The organism is Amycolatopsis orientalis DSM 40040 = KCTC 9412 (assembly GCF_000478275.1).
Classification (GTDB): Bacteria; Actinomycetota; Actinomycetes; order Mycobacteriales; family Pseudonocardiaceae; genus Amycolatopsis; species Amycolatopsis orientalis.
Genome location: NZ_ASJB01000065.1, coordinates 1 through 17,106 on the forward strand (window position 1 = coordinate 1; position 17,106 = coordinate 17,106).

General features: G+C 69.4%; 16 protein-coding genes. 6 read left to right on the forward strand and 10 right to left on the reverse strand.

Features of this window, described 5'->3' with window-relative positions:
* Positions 1-102: 102 nt before the first annotated feature.
* Positions 103-1,323, forward strand: a complete 1,221-nt coding sequence (locus L324_RS23665; RefSeq protein WP_037312693.1) for a GNAT family N-acetyltransferase — start codon at positions 103-105, stop codon at positions 1,321-1,323.
* A gap of 35 nt (positions 1,324-1,358) precedes the next feature.
* Here the strand turns inward: L324_RS23665 and mtnA are convergent, their stop codons facing one another.
* The gene (gene mtnA / locus L324_RS23670) at positions 1,359-2,327 is read right to left on the reverse strand and encodes an S-methyl-5-thioribose-1-phosphate isomerase (protein ID WP_037312696.1); all 969 of its coding nucleotides are present in this window, start codon (positions 2,325-2,327) and stop codon (positions 1,359-1,361) included.
* 48 nt (positions 2,328-2,375) lie between these two features.
* On the opposite strand from mtnA, the gene L324_RS23675 reads away from it, so the two are divergent.
* Positions 2,376-2,783 carry a RidA family protein gene (locus L324_RS23675; RefSeq protein WP_235783632.1) on the forward strand — a complete coding sequence of 136 codons (408 nt, stop codon included), beginning with the start codon at positions 2,376-2,378 and terminating at the stop codon, positions 2,781-2,783.
* Positions 2,784-2,885: 102 nt separating this feature from the next.
* Here the strand turns inward: L324_RS23675 and L324_RS23680 are convergent, their stop codons facing one another.
* The 3 genes from L324_RS23680 to L324_RS23690 all read right to left on the reverse strand — a co-directional run bounded on the left by L324_RS23680 (position 2,886) and on the right by L324_RS23690 (position 5,345).
* Complete coding sequence (locus tag L324_RS23680; RefSeq protein WP_037312699.1) at positions 2,886-3,680, reverse strand: PIG-L family deacetylase; 795 nt, start codon at positions 3,678-3,680, stop codon at positions 2,886-2,888.
* 94 nt (positions 3,681-3,774) lie between these two features.
* Positions 3,775-4,464, reverse strand: a complete 690-nt coding sequence (locus tag L324_RS23685; protein WP_037312702.1) for a dienelactone hydrolase family protein — start codon at positions 4,462-4,464, stop codon at positions 3,775-3,777.
* The gene (locus L324_RS23690; RefSeq protein WP_037312705.1) at positions 4,461-5,345 is read right to left on the reverse strand and encodes an arginase family protein; all 885 of its coding nucleotides are present in this window, start codon (positions 5,343-5,345) and stop codon (positions 4,461-4,463) included. The genes L324_RS23685 and L324_RS23690 overlap by 4 nt, the downstream gene beginning before the upstream one ends.
* A 77-nt stretch (positions 5,346-5,422) precedes the next feature.
* Here L324_RS23690 and L324_RS23695 point away from each other — a divergent pair, with 77 nt between their 5' ends.
* On the forward strand, positions 5,423-6,775 hold the full coding sequence (locus tag L324_RS23695) for a TrpB-like pyridoxal phosphate-dependent enzyme (protein ID WP_037312708.1): 1,353 nt from the start codon (positions 5,423-5,425) through the stop codon (positions 6,773-6,775).
* A gap of 82 nt (positions 6,776-6,857) precedes the next feature.
* Here L324_RS23695 and L324_RS23700 read toward each other — a convergent pair whose 3' ends face one another.
* The 4 genes from L324_RS23700 to araD form a co-directional block, all read right to left on the reverse strand.
* Positions 6,858-8,069: a GGDEF domain-containing protein gene (locus L324_RS23700; protein ID WP_235783631.1), complete on the reverse strand. Its 1,212-nt coding sequence runs from the start codon at positions 8,067-8,069 to the stop codon at positions 6,858-6,860.
* A 139-nt stretch (positions 8,070-8,208) separates the two neighbouring features.
* Complete coding sequence (locus L324_RS23705) at positions 8,209-9,420, reverse strand: MFS transporter (RefSeq protein WP_037312713.1); 1,212 nt, start codon at positions 9,418-9,420, stop codon at positions 8,209-8,211.
* An 80-nt stretch (positions 9,421-9,500) separates the two neighbouring features.
* Positions 9,501-11,303, reverse strand: a complete 1,803-nt coding sequence (locus L324_RS23710; protein ID WP_037312912.1) for a VanW family protein — start codon at positions 11,301-11,303, stop codon at positions 9,501-9,503.
* Positions 11,304-11,451: 148 nt separating this feature from the next.
* Entirely contained in the window at positions 11,452-13,170 is a 1,719-nt protein-coding gene (araD, locus tag L324_RS23715; protein WP_037312915.1) for an L-arabinonate dehydratase, read from the reverse strand.
* 35 nt (positions 13,171-13,205) lie between these two features.
* Between araD and L324_RS23720 the strand changes: the two genes are divergently transcribed.
* The 3 genes from L324_RS23720 to L324_RS23730 are packed head-to-tail and all read left to right on the forward strand — an operon-like array spanning position 13,206 to position 15,379.
* Positions 13,206-13,862 carry a GntR family transcriptional regulator gene (locus L324_RS23720; protein WP_037312716.1) on the forward strand — a complete coding sequence of 219 codons (657 nt, stop codon included), beginning with the start codon at positions 13,206-13,208 and terminating at the stop codon, positions 13,860-13,862.
* Positions 13,863-13,864: 2 nt separating this feature from the next.
* The gene (locus L324_RS23725) at positions 13,865-14,368 is read left to right on the forward strand and encodes a metallophosphoesterase family protein (protein ID WP_037312719.1); all 504 of its coding nucleotides are present in this window, start codon (positions 13,865-13,867) and stop codon (positions 14,366-14,368) included.
* An 18-nt stretch (positions 14,369-14,386) separates the two neighbouring features.
* Entirely contained in the window at positions 14,387-15,379 is a 993-nt protein-coding gene (locus L324_RS23730) for a PHP domain-containing protein (protein WP_037312722.1), read from the forward strand.
* 73 nt (positions 15,380-15,452) lie between these two features.
* Here L324_RS23730 and L324_RS23735 read toward each other — a convergent pair whose 3' ends face one another.
* Both L324_RS23735 and L324_RS23740 read right to left on the reverse strand, forming a co-directional pair.
* Positions 15,453-16,304, reverse strand: coding sequence for a chitosanase (locus L324_RS23735; RefSeq protein WP_037312726.1), 852 nt, complete (start codon positions 16,302-16,304; stop codon positions 15,453-15,455).
* 106 nt (positions 16,305-16,410) lie between these two features.
* The gene (locus L324_RS23740) at positions 16,411-17,052 is read right to left on the reverse strand and encodes a GOLPH3/VPS74 family protein (protein WP_037312729.1); all 642 of its coding nucleotides are present in this window, start codon (positions 17,050-17,052) and stop codon (positions 16,411-16,413) included.
* Between the last annotated feature and the right edge of the window lie 54 nt (positions 17,053-17,106).

The window sequence follows — 17,106 nt, forward strand, 5'->3', positions numbered from 1 at the left end:
TAGGCAAGGGGACCTTCACGGCATCGAGTCGATCACGCCACGTTTGCCTTACCTCTCAAATAATACGTGGCGGTCGTCGGTGAAGGGGCGTAGGACGGCTGAGTGAGCGATGACAGCTTGACCATCCGCACCCTGACCACCGACGACCTGCCCGCGTTCGCGGAGTTGCTCGCGAGCGCTTTCCTCACCGACCCCACGGACGGGTTGAAACACCGCGAAGAGCTGGTGTTCGAACCGGACCGTACGCACGGTGTGTTCGATGGCGACGACCTCATCGGCACGGGCGAACTGCTCACCCGCGAGATCACCGTTCCCGGCGCCGGGCAGACGCCGCTCGCCGCGGTGACGTCGGTCGGTGTCGCGCCGGGGCACCGCAGGCGAGGTGTGCTCACACGGGTCATGCGGGAGCAGTTGCACGGCCTGCACGAGAACGGCGGCGAACCGATCGCCGCGCTGTGGGCGTCCGAAGCGATCATCTATCCGCGCTTCGGTTACGGCCTCGCGACGCAGTTCTACCGCGCGAAGGTGCGCGCGAAGTCCGCGTACCGGCCCGGCGTCGAACTCGAAGCCGAGCGGGTCCGCGAAGTCGGCCGCGAGCAGGCTGTCCCGCTGATCAGGGCGATCTACGAAAAGGAAGCGCCGCAACGGGTCGGCGCGCTCGGCAGACACGAGTCGACCTGGGAATTCCTGCTCGACGACCCGGAGTACCGGCGTCACGGCGCGACCGCGCTGAAGTTCGCCGTCCTGCCGGACGGCTACGCGATCTTCCGGCTGAAGAACGACTGGAACGAAGAAGGCCCGCGCGGGACGCTGACCGTGCAGGAACTCGTCGCGACCACCCCGGAGGCGTACGCGACGCTGTACCGCTACCTGCTCGACTACGACCTGGTCTTCACGCTGGAGACGTTCGCCGCCCTCGACGAACCGCTCATCCACCTTCTGGCCGACCCCCGCGCCATCACCCGGTCCGCCGGTGACGCCCTGTGGCTCCGGCTCGTCGACGTCGACCGCGGCCTGGCAACCCGCCGCTACCACGGTCCGGTGGACCTGGTGTTCGGCGTCCGTGACGCCTTCTGCCCGTGGAACACCGGGAACTGGCGGCTCACCGCCGCGGCCGACGGGAACGCCGAGGTGAAGCGGGTGGAGGACGCTCCGGATCTCGAACTGGACGTGATCGACCTCGGCGCGATCTTCCTCGGCGGGACCCGGCCGAGCACGCTGGCCGCGGCGGGCCGGATCAAGGAGCGGACCGCCGGCGCGGTCGCGCGGGCGACGGCGGCGTTCGCGGCCGACCGGGAGCCGTGCTGCCTGGAATCCTTCTAGAGCTTCTCTCGCTTCTGTGCGGTTCGGTGGCGCGTTTAGCCGGCTGAACGCGGTCCGTGCTCCGTGACCACCGCGGTGACCAGCTCGAACGGCGTCACGTCGAAGGCCGGGTTGAACACCTCCGCGCCGTCGGGCGCGACCTTCGTGCCGCCGAAGCTCAGGACCTCGCCGGGATCGCGTTCCTCGATCACGATCCCGGCGCCGTCCGGCATCGTGTTGTCCACAGTGGACGAAGGGGCGACGACCACGAACGGGACCCCGTGGTGCCGCGCCGCGATCGCCAGGCCGTAGGTACCGATCTTGTTGGCCACGTCGCCGTTGGCGGCGATCCGGTCGGCGCCGACGAGCACGCAGTCGACCAGGCCGCGGGCCATCGCGGCGGCGGCCGCGCCGTCGGGGGAGATCCGGTACGGGACACCGGCTTCGGCCAGTTCCCAGGCGGTCAGGCGGGCGCCCTGCAGGAGCGGCCTGGTCTCGTCGACCAGCACGGATTCGACCAGGCCCCGGGCGTGCAGATGCCAGACGACACCGAGCGCGCTGCCCCAGCCGACCGTCGCGAGGCGGCCCGCGTTGCAGTGGCTGAGCAGCCGCAACGGCCGCCGCTCGCAGTGTTCGAGCACCACTTCGGCCGCCAGCCGGGAGGCCTCGTGGTTGATCCGCTCGTCCTCGTCGAGGATTTCCAGCGCTTCGGCGAGTACGGCTTCCGGCCCCTCCGGGAGCTTCGCGAGCGCGCGGGAGACACCCCAGCTCAGGTTGACCGCGGTGGGCCGGGCCCGGGCGACGCGTTTTGCCTCGGCCTCGACGTCGCCCTCCGCGCGGGTCGCGAGCACCACACCGAGCGCGCCCGCCGCGCCGAGTGCCGGGGCACCGCGGACGGCCAGCCGCTGGATGGCGTCGACGAGTTCGCCGACCGTGCGGAGTTCGAGCAGGCGGTACTCCGCGGGGAGGGCGGTCTGGTCGATGATCGTGACCGCGTCGCCGGTCCAGTCGATCGTCCTGCGCATGGTTCCCCCGGGAAATCCAGTTGGCCGGCCGAGACCGGTTCGATGAGGATGCGGCTCGTGACCATTCAACGCCACCATCCGCCCGGTCTGCACCCCACGCCCACCTACCACCACGTGACCATCGTCGAAGGGCGGCGGGACATCCACCTCGCCGGCCAGTGCCCGCTCGCCGAAGACGGCAAGGTCGTCGAAGGCGATGTGCTCGCCCAGGTCGACCAGGTGGTCGCGAACACCGCCGCCGCGCTCGCCTTCGCCGAGGCGACCCCGGCCGACGTCGTCCGCACGGTGATCTACGTGGTGACGCCGGACGCCGACGTGCTTTCGGCGGTGTGGGACCGGTTCGTCGAGTCGGAGATCGGCGAGGCCTTCACCACCGCGAGCACCCTGCTCGGCGTCGCGCAGCTCGGCTACCGCGGGCAGCTCGTCGAACTCGACGTCACCGCCTCGACGGCCTGACCCACGGCCTGACCCACCGCCCGACCCACGGCCTGCGGTTCGTCCTCTGGATGCGGTAGTTGCGCGTGCAAGGAACGCATCCAGAGGACGAAACGCGGGGTGTCAGAGACCGGCCATGAGGTCGGTCTCGGTGATACCCGGTCCCTGGCCCGCGCGGATGAACCATTCGGTGCCGAAAGCCTGCGCGAAACCCTCGTCGGGCATCGCGAGGAAGAACGATTCCTCGCTGATCTGGCTGGCGTGCGCGCGCATCGCGGCCCGCTTGTGGGGCAGGTACTCGGTGACGTCGACCCGCGCCGTGAGGATCGCCTCGGGCTTGCCGAACTCCATGCCGTCGTCGAAATCGGGGAGGTCCTCGGGTTTCATCTGCCCGGTCCGCGCCGCCTCCTCCATGCCACGGCGCATTTCGTCACTGTTGCTCGTCGCCTCGTAGACCCGCGGCGTGCCCGCCAGCTCGGCCGCGCGCATGCCGACACGGTGGACCTGGATGTGGTCCGGGTGCCCGTAGCCGCCGTTGTCGTCGTAGACGGTCAGGACGTCGGCCTGCTCCTCGCGCAGGATCGCGGCGAGCCGCTGCGCGGCCTCCTCGACGTCGGCCTGCCAGAACGTGCCAGGCTCGTCGTTGCGGGGCTCGCCCATCATGCCGGAATCGGTGTACCCCAGGAACTCCACGCGCTTGGCCCCCAGTATCTCGGCCGAAGCGTGCGTCTCTTGGACGCGGCGCTGCCACAACTCCTCTCCTTCGTCGAGGAAGCCGTCCGGCACCTCGCCGACCTCGCCCCGGGTCGCGACGACGAGCACGACACGGTGACCTTCCTCGAAGGCCTTGCGCATGACGCCGCCCGCGACGATGCACTCGTCGTCGGGGTGGGCGTGAAAACTCACCAATGTGGCCATGGTGGGGAAACTACCGCGAGGCACCGACATATTCCGTCGTGAGTGGTAATGACGGTTCTAACCGTCATTACCACTCACGACCCCCACCACTCACTTACGCCGGAAATACCCGCTCGAGGAACTCCAGCGTCAGTGCCCAGGCCGCCGCGGCGGGTTCGGGCTGGTGGAACATCGGCGCCACGTGGTTGTGGAACGCGTGCCCCGCGCCCTCGTGGATGTGGATCTCCGCGCCGTCATGGGCGGCCACCGCGTCGGCCAGCTTCCGCACGCCCTCGATGGGAATGTAGGGGTCCGCCCCGCCGAACTGGAACTGGATGGGGCAAGTGATCTTGTCCAGCAACGGAAGCTGCCCCGGCACTGTCGAGCCGTAGTACGACACGGCGACGTCCGGGTCGCCCTCGGCGGCGGCCGCGTAAGCCATCGAGCCGCCGAGGCAGAAGCCGAAGACGCCCGCGCGGCCCCCGGTCGCGGGCAGGGACCGGAGCATCGCCAGGGTCGCGAGCACGTCGGTGACCGCGCGTGCCGGGTCGAGTTCGCCCGCCACCGCCATCGACGCCGAGATCCCGGCCTCGTCGTGGGTGGCCGACCAGCCGGGGGCGATCCGCCAGAACAGTTCGGGCACGGCGACGACGTAGCCGAGCGCGGCGAGATCGGCGGCGACGGACCTCAGGTAGTCGTCGAGGCCGAAGATCTCCTGGATCAGGACCAGACCCGGGCCGGAACCCGATTCGGGCAGCCAGAGCGGGGCGTCGAACGAGCCGTCGGCGACGGTCACTTCGGTCATCGGATTCCTTCCAGAGCGCGGACGAGCGAGTCCGTCACCAGTGCGGCCTGTGTGCCGTCGGGGTCGAGGTCGGGATCGAAGATGGTCAGTTCCAGTCCGGCCGCGCCGGGCAGCGCGAGCAGGCCGCGAAGAAGTTCGACGAGCTTGTCCGGGCTGAGCCCGCCGGGGTCGGGACTGTCCACAGCGGACACGAACTCCGGATCGAGGGTGTCGATGTCGACGTGGATCCAGAATCCGTCCAGCGGCGCGAAGATCTCGCGGGCGGCCGCGAGCGCGCCGCCGGTGCCGGAGGCCATGATCTCCTGGCTGGTCACCGTCCGGAGCCCGGCTTCCCTCGCCTCGGCGGACTCCTCTTCGCGAACGCCGAGCACGAGGACGTCCTCGTCGCGGACGTAGGGCGCCAGACCGTCCACATCGGCCAGTTCCGGGGCGCCGCGGCCGGTGACGAGGGCGAGTGCCTCGCCGCCGACGGAAGCGACGTGATCGGAGTTGCCGAGGTGGCGGAAGTCGTCGTGCCCGTCGAAGTAGACGATGCCGAAGCGACCTTCGCGGCGCAGGGTCAGCATCGCGGCGAGCGCGATCGAGCAGTCGCCGCCGAGCACCACCGGGAAGCCGCCGTCCGCGCGGATCTTCGCGAGGCGGGCGGCGAGGGCCGTCGTGTAGGCCGCGATCCCGGCGGCGTTACGGACGCCGCCGTCCGGCGTCCAGTCCGGCAGATAGCGCGGTGGGGTGACCACCCCGCCGTCGGTCGCCCCCAACCGGGTGAGCAGGCCATGGTCACGCAGCGCGCCGGGTGCTTTGTAACAGCCTGGAACCACTCCTTCGGCGGGTGGACGCAGGCCGAGATTGGACGGCGCGTCCAGCAGTACGAGATTCCCCATGTCCCCACCGTAGTGGCGATCCCTGGTGTCGCGCTGTCCGTCCCTTTAGGTTGGAAGGCTCGACCGGAGGAGGCGCCATGGTGGAGCGGACGAAGTACATCCTCGACGAAGCCGACATGCCGACCAGGTGGTACAACGTCATCCCGGATCTCCCGGAGCCGCCACCCCCGCCGCTGCATCCGGGCACGCGCGAGCCGGTCGGCCCGGACGACCTCGCGCCGCTGTTCCCGCAGGCGCTCATCGCCCAAGAGGTCACCACCGACCGTTACGTCGACATCCCGGAAGAGGTACTGGAGGTCTACCGGCTCTGGCGGCCGTCGCCGCTGTTCCGCGCGAGGCGGCTCGAGAAGGCGCTCGGCACGCCCGCCCGCATCTATTACAAGTACGAAGGGGTCAGCCCGGTCGGCTCGCACAAGCCCAACACCGCCGTGCCGCAGGCGTTCTACAACGCGGCGGAGGGCGTCACCAGGCTGACCACGGAGACCGGCGCCGGTCAGTGGGGGAGCGCGCTCGCGTTCGCCTGCGCCACCTTCGGGCTCGAATGCGAGGTGTGGCAGGTCCGCGCCTCGTACGACCAGAAGCCGTACCGCAAGCTGATGATGGAGACCTTCGGCGCGACCGTGCATCCGAGCCCGTCCGAGCTGACCGAGTCCGGCCGCGCGATCCTGGCCGCCGACCCGGAGTCGACCGGGAGCCTCGGCATCGCGATCAGTGAAGCGGTCGAACAGGCCGCTCAGGCGGAGAACACGCGGTACGCGCTGGGCAGCGTGCTCAACCACGTCCTGCTGCACCAGACGATCATCGGCGAAGAGGCGCTGAAGCAGTTCGAACTCGCCGGGGACACCCCGGACGTGCTCATCGGCTGCACCGGCGGTGGTTCGAACTTCGGCGGGCTCGCCTTCCCGTTCCTGCGCGAGAAACTCGCCGGGCGGATGGACCCGGTGATCCGGGCGGTCGAACCGGCCGCCTGTCCGTCACTCACCCGCGGCACGTACGCGTACGACTTCGGGGACACCGCCGGGCTGACGCCGCTGCTGAAGATGCACACCCTCGGTCACGCCTTCATCCCCGACCCCATCCACGCCGGCGGCCTCCGCTATCACGGGATGTCGCCGCTGATCTCGCATATCTACGAACTCGGGCTGATCGACGCGATCGCCATCGGCCAGGAGGACTGTTTCGCCGCCGGAGTGCGGTTCGCCCGCGCGGAGGGCATCATCCCGGCACCGGAGCCGACGCACGCGCTCGCCGCGTGCATTCAGGAAGCGTTGCGGTGCAAGGAAACCGGTGAGGAGAAGGTGATCTTGACCGCGCTGTGCGGGCACGCCCACCTCGACCTCCCGGCGTACGGCGCGTACCTGGCGGGCGACATGGTGGACAACGCGCTGCCCGACTCCGCCCTCGAGAAGTCCCTCGCCGGGCTCCCGTAACCCCTCCGGACGCGCTATGAAAGGACCTTTCCTTGCAAATTTTGCAAGGAAAGGTCCTTTCATAGCGTTCCAGAGGGCGGGGTCAGCCGGTCACCTGGTAGCCCGAAGTCCGGTTCCGGCCGGTGGCCTTCGCCTCGTAAAGCGCCCTGTCCGCGACGGCGATCAGGTCGTCGAGGTCGGTCACGCCCGGCCGGTCGGCGAGACCGATCGACACCGTGACGTGCTCCGGCAGGCCGCCCCGGTTCGCGATACTCGACCGGATCCGTTCCGCGATCGCGTGCGCGTGCACCGCGGGGGTGCCGGGCAGCAGGACGACGAACTCCTCGCCGCCGAACCGGCCCACCAGATCCGTCCCGCGCACCTCGGTGCGCAGCGTTTCCGCGATGGCGGCGAGATACCGGTCACCGACCAGATGACCGTGCCGGTCGTTGATCTTCTTGAACCGGTCGACGTCGAGCATCAGCAGGCTGGTGTGCCGCCCCGCCCGCCGCGCGCGGTCGAGTTCGTCGGCGGCGGCGTCGCGCCACGCCTTGGCGTTGAGCAGTCCCGTCTTGGCGTCGCTGCGCGCCTGCCGTTTCAGCTGCCTCAGCAGCACCCCGCGATGCAGCACCAGCGTGATCCCGATGATCAGCAGCAGCACCACCGGCCAGTCCCGCAGCGCCCACGCCACGACGACGCCGAGCGCGATCGTCGCGGCTTCGAGCGCGTACTCGAACGGCTTCGCCACCGCGTCGCGCAGCCTGTCGTGCGGGGTGCCGTAATACACCGCGACGGTCATCAGCACGGTGTTCACCAGCAGGAACACCCCACCGGCCGCGACCACCACGCCGAACGACCGGACGTCGCGGGGGAGGACGTCGAACGGGACGGCGTACCGCGTGAGAAAGGCGGAGGCCGCGAAACCCGAGAGCACGGTGGCCGACATGGAGAACGTCCGCCGGAACAGCGGGTTCGGCTGCCCCCGGAACCAGCGGTAGAAGAAGGACACGGCGATGACCAGCGCGGCGAGTCCGGGGTGCAGCAGCAGGACGGCGGCGAAGGTCCAGACGCTGTCGAGCGAGATGTGCGGCGTGCCCGCGAATCGTTCCCGCACTCGTTCCACCGGCCGCGACAACTCCGTGTACAGCACGACGCTGGCGATCAGGATCGCGAACGGGATGGCGTCGCCCGGGGTGACCGGGAGGTGGAGAAAAGACCAGGCGGATCCGGCGATCGCCGCGACGTCCACCAGGAGGACGAAGCCGATCAAACCGCGGTGGGGTAGCCGCCACAGCGCCCAATTCGTTAGCGCCACGGAGACGAACGTAATCGGTTGGATACTAGGTGTCACTACGCTGTATGGGTAGGCGTGGGTGCACCACGCGTGACCGGACCGGGTAGGCCGAGGGGGTGAGCCCTATGCGCGGGCAGAACTGGTGAGTACCGGGTTCCGGTCAAAGGGGGTGAAGAGGGGCCACTTGGCGCCAAGCCCGGGTGGCCGGAACAGCCACTACGAGACCGGCCAGTGCGATGACCGAGACCGTCGTCGCGGGTGAACCGAGTACGCCGACGAGCAGGCCGCCGGCGATCAGCCCGATTCCCTGCACGGCGATGAGCCCCGACCCGGCGAGGCCGAAGGCCTGGCCTCGTTCGGTGTCGGGTACCAGCCGCATGAAGGTGGTGCCGGCGGTGACCTGGTACGCCGCGCACATCCCGGACAGCACGAGCAGTCCGGCGGCGTAGGGGAGCGAAGGGCGGAACCAGAACGCCGCCAGCGGCAGGATCGCGCCGAGCGCCAGCATCCCGACCAGCCGCAGCCGCGTTTCGGGCCGCACCAGGCGGCCGAGGACGAACACCCCGAGCACGATCCCGGCCGGATGCGCCGCGAGCAGCAGCCCCGCCGTCACCGCCCCGCCGCCGATCTCCGCGGCGTAGGGCACGGCCAGCCCTTCCGGCACGATGACGAAACCCGCCAGCCACGCGAGGCCGACCAGTGCCCGCAACCGCCGGTCCCGCCAGATCGTGCGGGCACCGGCCGAAAGCCGCCGCAGCGTCGACGTCGCCGGTCCACCGGCACCCGAAGCGGGCCGGGCGCGGACACCCAGCCGAAGGACGAGCGCCGAGACGCCGAACGTCACCGCGTCGAGGGCGAGTCCCTTGCCCGGCCCGATCACGGCGATCACCGCGCCGCCCAAGGCGAATCCGGCGAGCTGGCCGACCTGATTGGTGATCTTCAGCAGCGATTGGCCGAGTACATAGGAATCCCCGCTCAGCACCGACGGCAGGACGGCGGCCTGCGCGGCGGTGAACGGGGCGTTGGCCAGCTGCACCACCACCAGTACGGCGGCGAGCGCGGGCAACGGGATACCGGGGATCGCGAGTACGGCGACCAAAAGCGCCCGGACGACGTCGGAACAGACCATCACCGCGCGGCGCGGGAACCGGTCGGCCAGCCCGCCGAGCAGTGGTCCGCCGATCAGATCGGGCAGATAGGTGAGCGCGTAGGTCAGCGCGGGCCACGTCGCCGAACCGGTCCGCTGGAACACCAGGACCGACAGGGCGACCCTGGCCACCTGATCGCCGAGGATGGACTGGAGTTCCGCGAACCAGATCGCCCGCAGTTCACCGACCGTGAGGAGCTGCCGGAAGGTCGCCGTCGAAGTCACGAGGTGACACCCCCGTCCCGTCGGGTGCGCCACTCAGGGTACCGCCCCGGACGCGTTCGGTGAACGCGTCCGGGGGGAAGTTACTCCGTACCGCAGGTGATCTTCGGCTGGGGGTTGTAGTGCACGTTGCGGGTGTGGCGCCGGATCTCGCGGCCGCTCGCGGCGTCCTTGATGATCCGGGTGTCCGACGTGGTGAAGCCGGGCGCGCCGTTGCTGGGCTTGCAGTTCTCGGCGGGGCCGGGCTTGGTCGGTGGCTCGGACGGGTTGGAGCGGCCGCCCGGGATCGACTCGACGGTGTACTTCTTGGTGCCCCACAACCGGATCGTGATGTCCGACGGCGTCCAGATGGTCTGGATCGCGATCCCGGTGTCCCCGTCGTTGGTGAACTTCAGGTCGATGACGCTGCCGCCGTTGTGGTTCTGGAACACCGTCGCCTCGCGCGCGGCGGGATAGCGGCTGATGTAGTAGCTGTGTTCCTTGTGCTCGGTGTCCTTCATCCCGGCGAAGTACGAGGCGTTGTACAGCGTGGTCGCGAACTGCGAGATCCCGCCGCCGACCTCGCGGCCGGGCGCGCCGTCCTTGATGACACCCGCTTCGACGTAACCCTGTGCCGCGCCACGCGGTCCGGTGAACCCGTTGAGGCTGAAGGTCTCGTTCGGTTTCACGATGGCGCCGTTGACCTTCTGCGCCACGACCCGGATGTTCGTCCCCGAGTCCGGGGCGAAGCCGCCGGTCTTGAACTCACTGACGACCTCCTTGATGCCGAGCTGGTTCGCCTGCTCGGTGGTCACCTTGGCCGGGGTCTTCTTGTAGGTCACCGGCAGCTCGCGGGGCCCGGTGCGCTTGAGGACGTCGAGCACCGGCTTGAGGCTCGGCTCCCAGTCGACGACGTTCGCGTCCTCGGACGGCTCGACGGTCGGCTTGCCGCCTTCGAAGACGATCTGCGCGTCCTTGCCCTCTTTTTCGGTGGACTTCAGCTGCGGACCCGCGGCTTCGATGATCTTGTTGTTGTCCACCTTGGGGTTCAGCACCCCGCCGTCGGCGGGCTCGAAGGTCAGCGCGCCCGCGATGGCCTCCGGTTTGACGACCGCGCCCTTGCCTTCGCCCTTGATCACCAGCGGCGCCGCCACGGCGGGCTTCGCGACCTGTTCGAGGGCGGCGTGGACGGCTTCCGGCGAGACCTTGACCGGGGTCTGGGTGACCGCGAGGGTGAGCTGCTCGCCGGTGGCCCAGCGATCCAGGATCGTCTGCTTGGCGGCCTCGACGTCGAGCTTCTGCCCGGTCTTCGGCTCGACGGCGACCGGCTTGGCCTCTTCGAACCGGACGGTGCCTTCGACGGGATCGCGGTCGATCTTGCCGCGCAGGCCCTCCATCGCGGCGGTGAGCTTGCCGTCGTCGGTGTGGGTGACGACGCCGACCTCGGTGGTCGAGAAGAACGACGCGATCCGCGTGAACGGGTTCAGCGGCTGGTCACCCGCCTGGTCGAGGGTGGCGGGCCAGTCGAGGCGCAGGCCGGCCGCGTTCGGCGCCAGCGCCTCCTCGACGTCACCCGCGACGAGCTTCACGGGCCGGGTCAGCCGCGGCTCGATCCCGCCCCTGAGCTCCTTCTCGGCCGCGGTGCGGTCCATCCCGCCGACGTCGACCCCGGCCACGGTGACGCCGCGGGGGACGCTGCCCTGGGAGACCAGCAGGTCGAGGGCGTAGGCGACGACCAGCAGGCCGAACACGCCCCCGCCGATGAAGGCCGCCTTGCGGTAGCCGCGACGGCGCTTCGGTGGCGCGGTCTCCGGCGGCGTGGCAGACTCCCCGAACCCGGGCGTGACGACCGGGAGAATGTCCGTCTGCTCGGCATGGGACTCGGGCCAGCGCGGTTCCTGCGGCAACTTTCCACCCTCCACAGCCGGCGAGGTCGCCGGACGGCACGTCGTACATCCGGGCATTCCACGCGTCCGGACGTGTGTTCAAGATACGGGGCGCCGTTTGTCGGCTTGCAACTCGCCCGGTCGGGTGAGCAGCCACTCCGCCGGGTGATCACTGGGCGTCAGGTTCGGGGTTCTCCCCCACCCGAGCGAGGAAATCGAAGTCGCAGCCTTCGTCGGCTTGCGTGATGTGTTCGGTGTACAACGCGCCGTAACCTCGTTCGAAGCGCGGCGCGGGCGGTGTCCACTGTGCCCGTCGGCGCTCCAGTTCCTTGTCGCCGACATCGAGGCTGAGCCGCCGGGCGGGAACGTCCAAAGTGATCGGATCGCCGTCGCGGACCAGCGCGAGTGGTCCGCCGACGTGGGATTCCGGCGCCACGTGCAGGACACAGGCGCCGTAACTGGTCCCGCTCATCCGCGCGTCGGAGACCCGGACCATGTCCCGGACCCCCTTGGCCAGCAGGTGATCCGGCAGCGGAAGCATCCCGTACTCGGGCATGCCGGGGCCGCCGAGCGGGCCGGAGCCGCGCAGCACCAGCACCGAGTCCTCGGTGATGCCGAGCGAGGGATCGTTGATGCGCTTCTTCAGGTCCTTGTAGTCGTCGAAGACCACCGCGGGTCCAGTGTGGACGAGCAGATGCGGCTCCGCCGCGATGTGCTTGATCACCGCGCCAGACGGCGCCAGATTGCCGCGCAGGACCGCGACGCCCCCTTCGGCGGCGACGGGATTTTCGCGGGTGCGGATGACGTCGTCGTTGTGCACCCGCGCGGTTTTCAGCGTCTCGCCGAGCGTCCGGCCGGTGACGGTGACGCGATCGGTGTGCAGCAGGTCGGTCAGCCGGGAGAGCAGGCCGGGCAGGCCGCCCGCGTAGTAGAAGTCCTCCATCAGCCAGTCGCCGCCGGGCCGGATGTTCGCCAGTACCGGGACCCGGCGCGCGATCGCGTCGAAATCGTCGATGGACAGCGGAATCCGCCCGCGGCCCGCCATCGCGATCAGGTGGATGACGGCGTTGGTGGACCCGCCGAGCGCCAGCACGGTGGTGATCGCGTCGGCGTACGCGCGTTCGTCGAGGATCTTCGTGACGGTGAGGTCCTCCCAGACCATCTCCACGACGCGCGCGCCGCTCGCCGCGGCCATCCGGTGGTGCGCCGAATCGACAGCCGGGATCGAGGCCGCCCCGGGCAAGGTCAGGCCGAGCACTTCGGCGACCGACATCATCGTCGAGGCGGTGCCCATCGTCATGCAGGTACCGGGGGAGCGGGCGAGCCCACGCTCCAGTTCGGACAGTTCCTCGTCGCCGATCAGCCCGGCGCGCTTGTCATCCCAGTACTTCCACATGTCGGTGCCGCTGCCGAGGACCTCGTTCCGCCAGTGCCCGCGCAACATCGGGCCGGCGGGCACGAAGATGGCGGGCAGCCCCGCGCTCGCCGCGCCCATCAGCAACGCGGGTGTCGTCTTGTCGCAGCCGCCCATCAGGACAGCGCCGTCGACCGGATACGACCGCAGGATCTCCTCGGTCTCCATCGACAGGAGGTTGCGGTACAGCATCGGCGTCGGCTTCTGGAAGGTCTCCGACAGCGTCGCGACCGGGAACTCCAGCGGGAAACCGCCCGCCTGCCACACCCCGCGCTTCACCTGTTCCGCGCGTTCGCGCAGGTGCATATGGCAGGGGTTGATGTCGCTCCAGGTGTTGAGGATCGCGATGACCGGCTTCCCGAGGTGTTCCTCCGGGTTGTAACCGAGTTGCCTGGTCCGGGCCCGGTGGCTGAACCCGCGGAGTTCGTCGCCGCCGAACCAGCGATGGCTGCGGAGGTCCTCAGGGTCTCTCATGAACACGAGTATGGCATCTCATATATGATCGCCCCATGTCATCGACCTTCAGTCTGCCCGCCTCGCGCACCGAAGTGGTGCTCGAGGAGATCCGCCGCGGCATCCTCACCCGTGAGCTGAAGCCCGGTCAGCCGCTGGTCGAAGCCGAACTCGCGGCCCGGCTCGGGGTGTCGAAGACACCGGTCCGCGAGGCGCTCAAGGTGCTGTCGAACTCGGGCTTGGTCACCTTCAGCCCGTACAAGGGCGCGTCGGTCTGCGTGGTGGACGCGGAACTGGCGAAGTCGGTCTACGACGTCCGCATGGTGCTGGAGCCCGAGGCCGTGCGCCGGTCGGTGGAGCGCCGCTCGCCGGATCTGCTCGAAGACGCCGCCGAGGCGCTGAAGGAGGCGTCCGCGGCGATCGCCGACAAGGACCAGGCCGCGCTCAGCCTGCTCAACCGCCGGTTCCACCGTGCGCTCTACAGCGGCTGCGGCAATCCGCTGATGGTGTCGATGCTGGACGACCTCAAGGATCGCGCCGCGTTGATCAGCGTGGTCGGCTGGGAGGCGAATCCCAGCTGGCGCAAGGAATGGACCGAGCACAAGGCGGTACTGGCGGCGGCGAAGAAGGGTGATGCCGACGGCGCGGCCGGGCTGCTGCGCGCCCATATCGGCGACTTCCTGGACCGTGTCCTCGGCGCCATCGAGGGATAGTCATGCGGCTGCTGCTGATCGCCGACACCCATCTGCCGCTGCGCGCGAAGGCGCTGCCGGACCAGGTCTGGCGCGAGGTCGACGCGGCGGACGTCGTCGTCCACGCCGGGGACTGGGTCGAGGCCGCCCTGCTCGACGAACTCGAGGCGCGCGGCACGCGGCTCATCGGGGTCTACGGCAACAACGACGGCCCGGAGCTGCGGGCCCGGCTCCCCGAGATCGCGCGGGCCGAACTCGACGGGGTCCGGCTGGCCGTCATCCACGAAACCGGCGGCAAGCAGGGGCGCGAGCGTCGTTGCGACGAACTCTTCCCGGACACGGACGTCCTCGTGTTCGGGCACAGTCACATCCCGTGGGATTCGGTCACGCCGAAGGGGCTGCGGCTGCTGAACCCCGGCTCGCCGACGGATCGCCGCCGTCAGCCGTTCTGCACCTACCAGACCGCCGAGATCCGCGACGGCGAGTTGTGCGATGTCGCGCTGCATGAGCTGCCCTTACGTCGCTGACGGGGTAAACAGGTAGCCATGGAACCGGCGCAGGCGTTGAGGGAGATCGCGTTCCGGCTGGAGCGCGCGGGCGAGCCGACCTACCGGGTGCGGGCCTTCCGGCAGGCGGCCTCGGTGATCGCCAAAATCAAGCCGGACGACCTGCGCAAACGCGCCGAGGCGGGCACGCTGACCGCGTTGCCGAACATCGGCAAGGCGACCGCGGCCGTCGTCGAGGACGTCCTCGCCGGACGCCGTCCCGCGTACTTCGAGAAGATCGGCGAGCCGAAGCTGCCCGACGGCGGGCCGATACGGGCGGCGCTGCGCGGCGACTGCCACACCCACTCCGACTGGTCCGACGGCGGAAGCCCGATCGAGGAGATGGCCGAGGCCGCCCGCGCGCTCGGCCACGAATGGATGGTGCTGACCGACCACTCGCCGCGGCTGACCGTCGCCAACGGCCTCTCTGCCGAGCGGCTCCGGCGGCAGATGGACGTCGTCGCGGAACTGAACGAGACGATGGCCCCGTTCCGGATCCTGCACGGGATCGAGGTCGACATCCACCTCGACGGCACGCTGGACCAGGAGGAAGAGTTGCTGGGGCAGCTGGACTTCGTCGTCGCGAGTGTGCATTCGAAGCTGCGGATGCCCGCGCGGGAGATGACCCCGCGGATGATCGCGGCGGTGCGGAATCCGCACGTCCGCGTGCTGGGGCACTGCACCGGACGGCTGGTGATGGGCGGCCGGGGGAAACGGCCGGAGTCGGAGTTCGACGCGGAGGCGGTGTTCACCGCGTGCCGGGAGAACGGGGTCGCGGTCGAGATCAACTCGCGTCCCGAACGCCGGGATCCGCCGACCCGGCTGCTGAACCTGGCGGTGGACCTGGGCTGCGACTTCGCGATCGACAGCGACGCGCACGCGCCCGGCCAGCTGGACTGGCTGGCCTACGGCTGCGCGCGGGCGACCGAGCTGGGGATCGAGCCGGACCGGGTGATCAACACGCGGACCGCGGAAGACCTGCTGGCCTCGTGAGTGGTAATGACGGTTAGAACCGTCATTACCACTCACGAGACTTGACCAGCACGGACCGAGCCTGGACCTCGCCCTAGCCGATCTCGTACGGGTCCCCGTACACCGCCCACCTCAGCGGGGTGTGCAGGTCGAGGTTGCCGTCGTTGAGCCACACCAGCTGCGCGGTGTCGATCCGCGAAGTGTCCGCGTGCGCCTCTTCCTGCTTCATGACCACGCGCCGCGCGTCGAGGAACGCCTTGAGGTACGCCGTCTCGTCACCGCCCTGGGACGGCGGTTTGGCCGACTGGAGCGCGGTGGAGCGGATGCCGCCGAAGCTGTCCTGGCTGGTGCCCGGCCCGTGCATCACGATGGCGTCGTAATAGATGAATTGTCCCAGTGCGCCCAGGCCGTCCGATTTCGCCTGATTCACCGCCGGGTCGAAATAGACGCGATCGCGTTCGCTGTTCTGTGCCGCCTTGAAGTCCTCACGACCGGCGGCTTCCCGCCACGCGTTTTCGAAACCGCTGCCGAGGCCTTCGTGGGAATCGCTGCCGTCCACCTCGCGCAGGGCGGGAAGGTAGTCCGCGAGCGGATTGTCCGGCACCGAGTTCGTGTAGCGCTCGACGAGTTCGAGCATGTCCCCGGTACCCGAGCAGAACCCGATGATGCCGGCGGTGTACCCGCGTCCGTCACCGATGTCCTCGATGTAGGAGTACTGCGCTTTCCAGTCCAGCGAAGAGTTTTCCGCGCTGGAGACGATCTGCATCGCGATCTCCTTCTTCTCCGGCGAGGCGAGGTCGCCACCGGAGGCGAAGATCGACGCCGACGCCGGGACGGGCGCGGCGGAGGCGAGCGAGGAGAGTGCGACAGGGCCGGAAACGGCGAGAACGAGGACGGAAACCGCGCCGAGAGCGCGACGCATCGCGGGCCGCAGGGCGTTACTCATGAAAGGGGTCCCTTTCCACGGAGAAATGGGCATTTACTTCTCAGGTGTAACTGCGGCGTGCGCATACGATAACCACGAGTGAATGATCCGGGCAAGAGCCGAGCGCTCAGCGCCGGTCACCGGTGTAGACGACGGCGGCGCAGACGGCGTCGACGCCCGTGATGAGGTCGGCCAGCGCCCTGGGGAGTTCCCGGTGAGTGGTCTCCGCCCAGGAGCGCAGCCCGGCGCGGTCGAGTTCCGGTTCGCAGAGATCGTCGAGACCCACGGTCCAGGCCAGCAGCGCCAGGCAGACCGAATGCGGGTCCGGCCGTTCGGTGCCGAGTACGGCGGACCTGGCCTTGCTGCGCGCGGCGGTCGACATCAGCAGATCCCGCGGCGGATAGCGCCGGATTTTCCGCATCAGCACCCGGTCGGTCTCGCGGCTGACCACCCCGGCGGCGAGCAGATTGTCCGCGACCTTTTCCCCGAGATCCTGGCGGAGGTGGTCGACCCATTCCCGGACGGTGTGCCGTTCGTTCTCCCCGCGGATTTCCGAGAACACCCTGTCCAGCGCGGGATGCGCGAGACGCGCTCGCGACAGCGGGCGGATTCGCTTGCCCTCCACGGTGATCCGCTCGGCGAGGAGGAGATCACAAAGCGCGGAACCGGCCATTCCGATGCCGAGTCCCGTGCGGCGCAGCGCGGGTTTTCCGGTGAACTCGTCGTGGGCTAGGAAGAACAGGGAATCGACCAAGGTCAGCCGACGCATGAATGGCATGCCCCCCGGCGTTGTAGTGCGGACGGCCAAAGTAGCGGTAGCCGT

What these genes read in the sequence shown, in the direction of transcription:
- mtnA (WP_037312696.1), bottom strand. Translation starts at nt 2,327, where the DNA reads ATGCGCAGGACGATCGACTGGACCGGCGACGCGGTCACGATCATCGAC.
- L324_RS23675 (WP_235783632.1), top strand. Translation starts at nt 2,376, where the DNA reads ATGCGGCTCGTGACCATTCAACGCCACCATCCGCCCGGTCTGCACCCC.
- L324_RS23680 (WP_037312699.1), bottom strand. Translation starts at nt 3,680, where the DNA reads ATGGCCACATTGGTGAGTTTTCACGCCCACCCCGACGACGAGTGCATC.
- L324_RS23685 (WP_037312702.1), bottom strand. Translation starts at nt 4,464, where the DNA reads ATGACCGAAGTGACCGTCGCCGACGGCTCGTTCGACGCCCCGCTCTGG.
- L324_RS23690 (WP_037312705.1), bottom strand. Translation starts at nt 5,345, where the DNA reads ATGGGGAATCTCGTACTGCTGGACGCGCCGTCCAATCTCGGCCTGCGT.
- L324_RS23695 (WP_037312708.1), top strand. Translation starts at nt 5,423, where the DNA reads ATGGTGGAGCGGACGAAGTACATCCTCGACGAAGCCGACATGCCGACC.
- araD (WP_037312915.1), bottom strand. Translation starts at nt 13,170, where the DNA reads ATGAGAGACCCTGAGGACCTCCGCAGCCATCGCTGGTTCGGCGGCGAC.
- L324_RS23720 (WP_037312716.1), top strand. Translation starts at nt 13,206, where the DNA reads ATGTCATCGACCTTCAGTCTGCCCGCCTCGCGCACCGAAGTGGTGCTC.
- L324_RS23725 (WP_037312719.1), top strand. Translation starts at nt 13,865, where the DNA reads ATGCGGCTGCTGCTGATCGCCGACACCCATCTGCCGCTGCGCGCGAAG.
- L324_RS23730 (WP_037312722.1), top strand. Translation starts at nt 14,387, where the DNA reads ATGGAACCGGCGCAGGCGTTGAGGGAGATCGCGTTCCGGCTGGAGCGC.
- L324_RS23735 (WP_037312726.1), bottom strand. Translation starts at nt 16,304, where the DNA reads ATGAGTAACGCCCTGCGGCCCGCGATGCGTCGCGCTCTCGGCGCGGTT.
- L324_RS23740 (WP_037312729.1), bottom strand. Translation starts at nt 17,052, where the DNA reads ATGCGTCGGCTGACCTTGGTCGATTCCCTGTTCTTCCTAGCCCACGAC.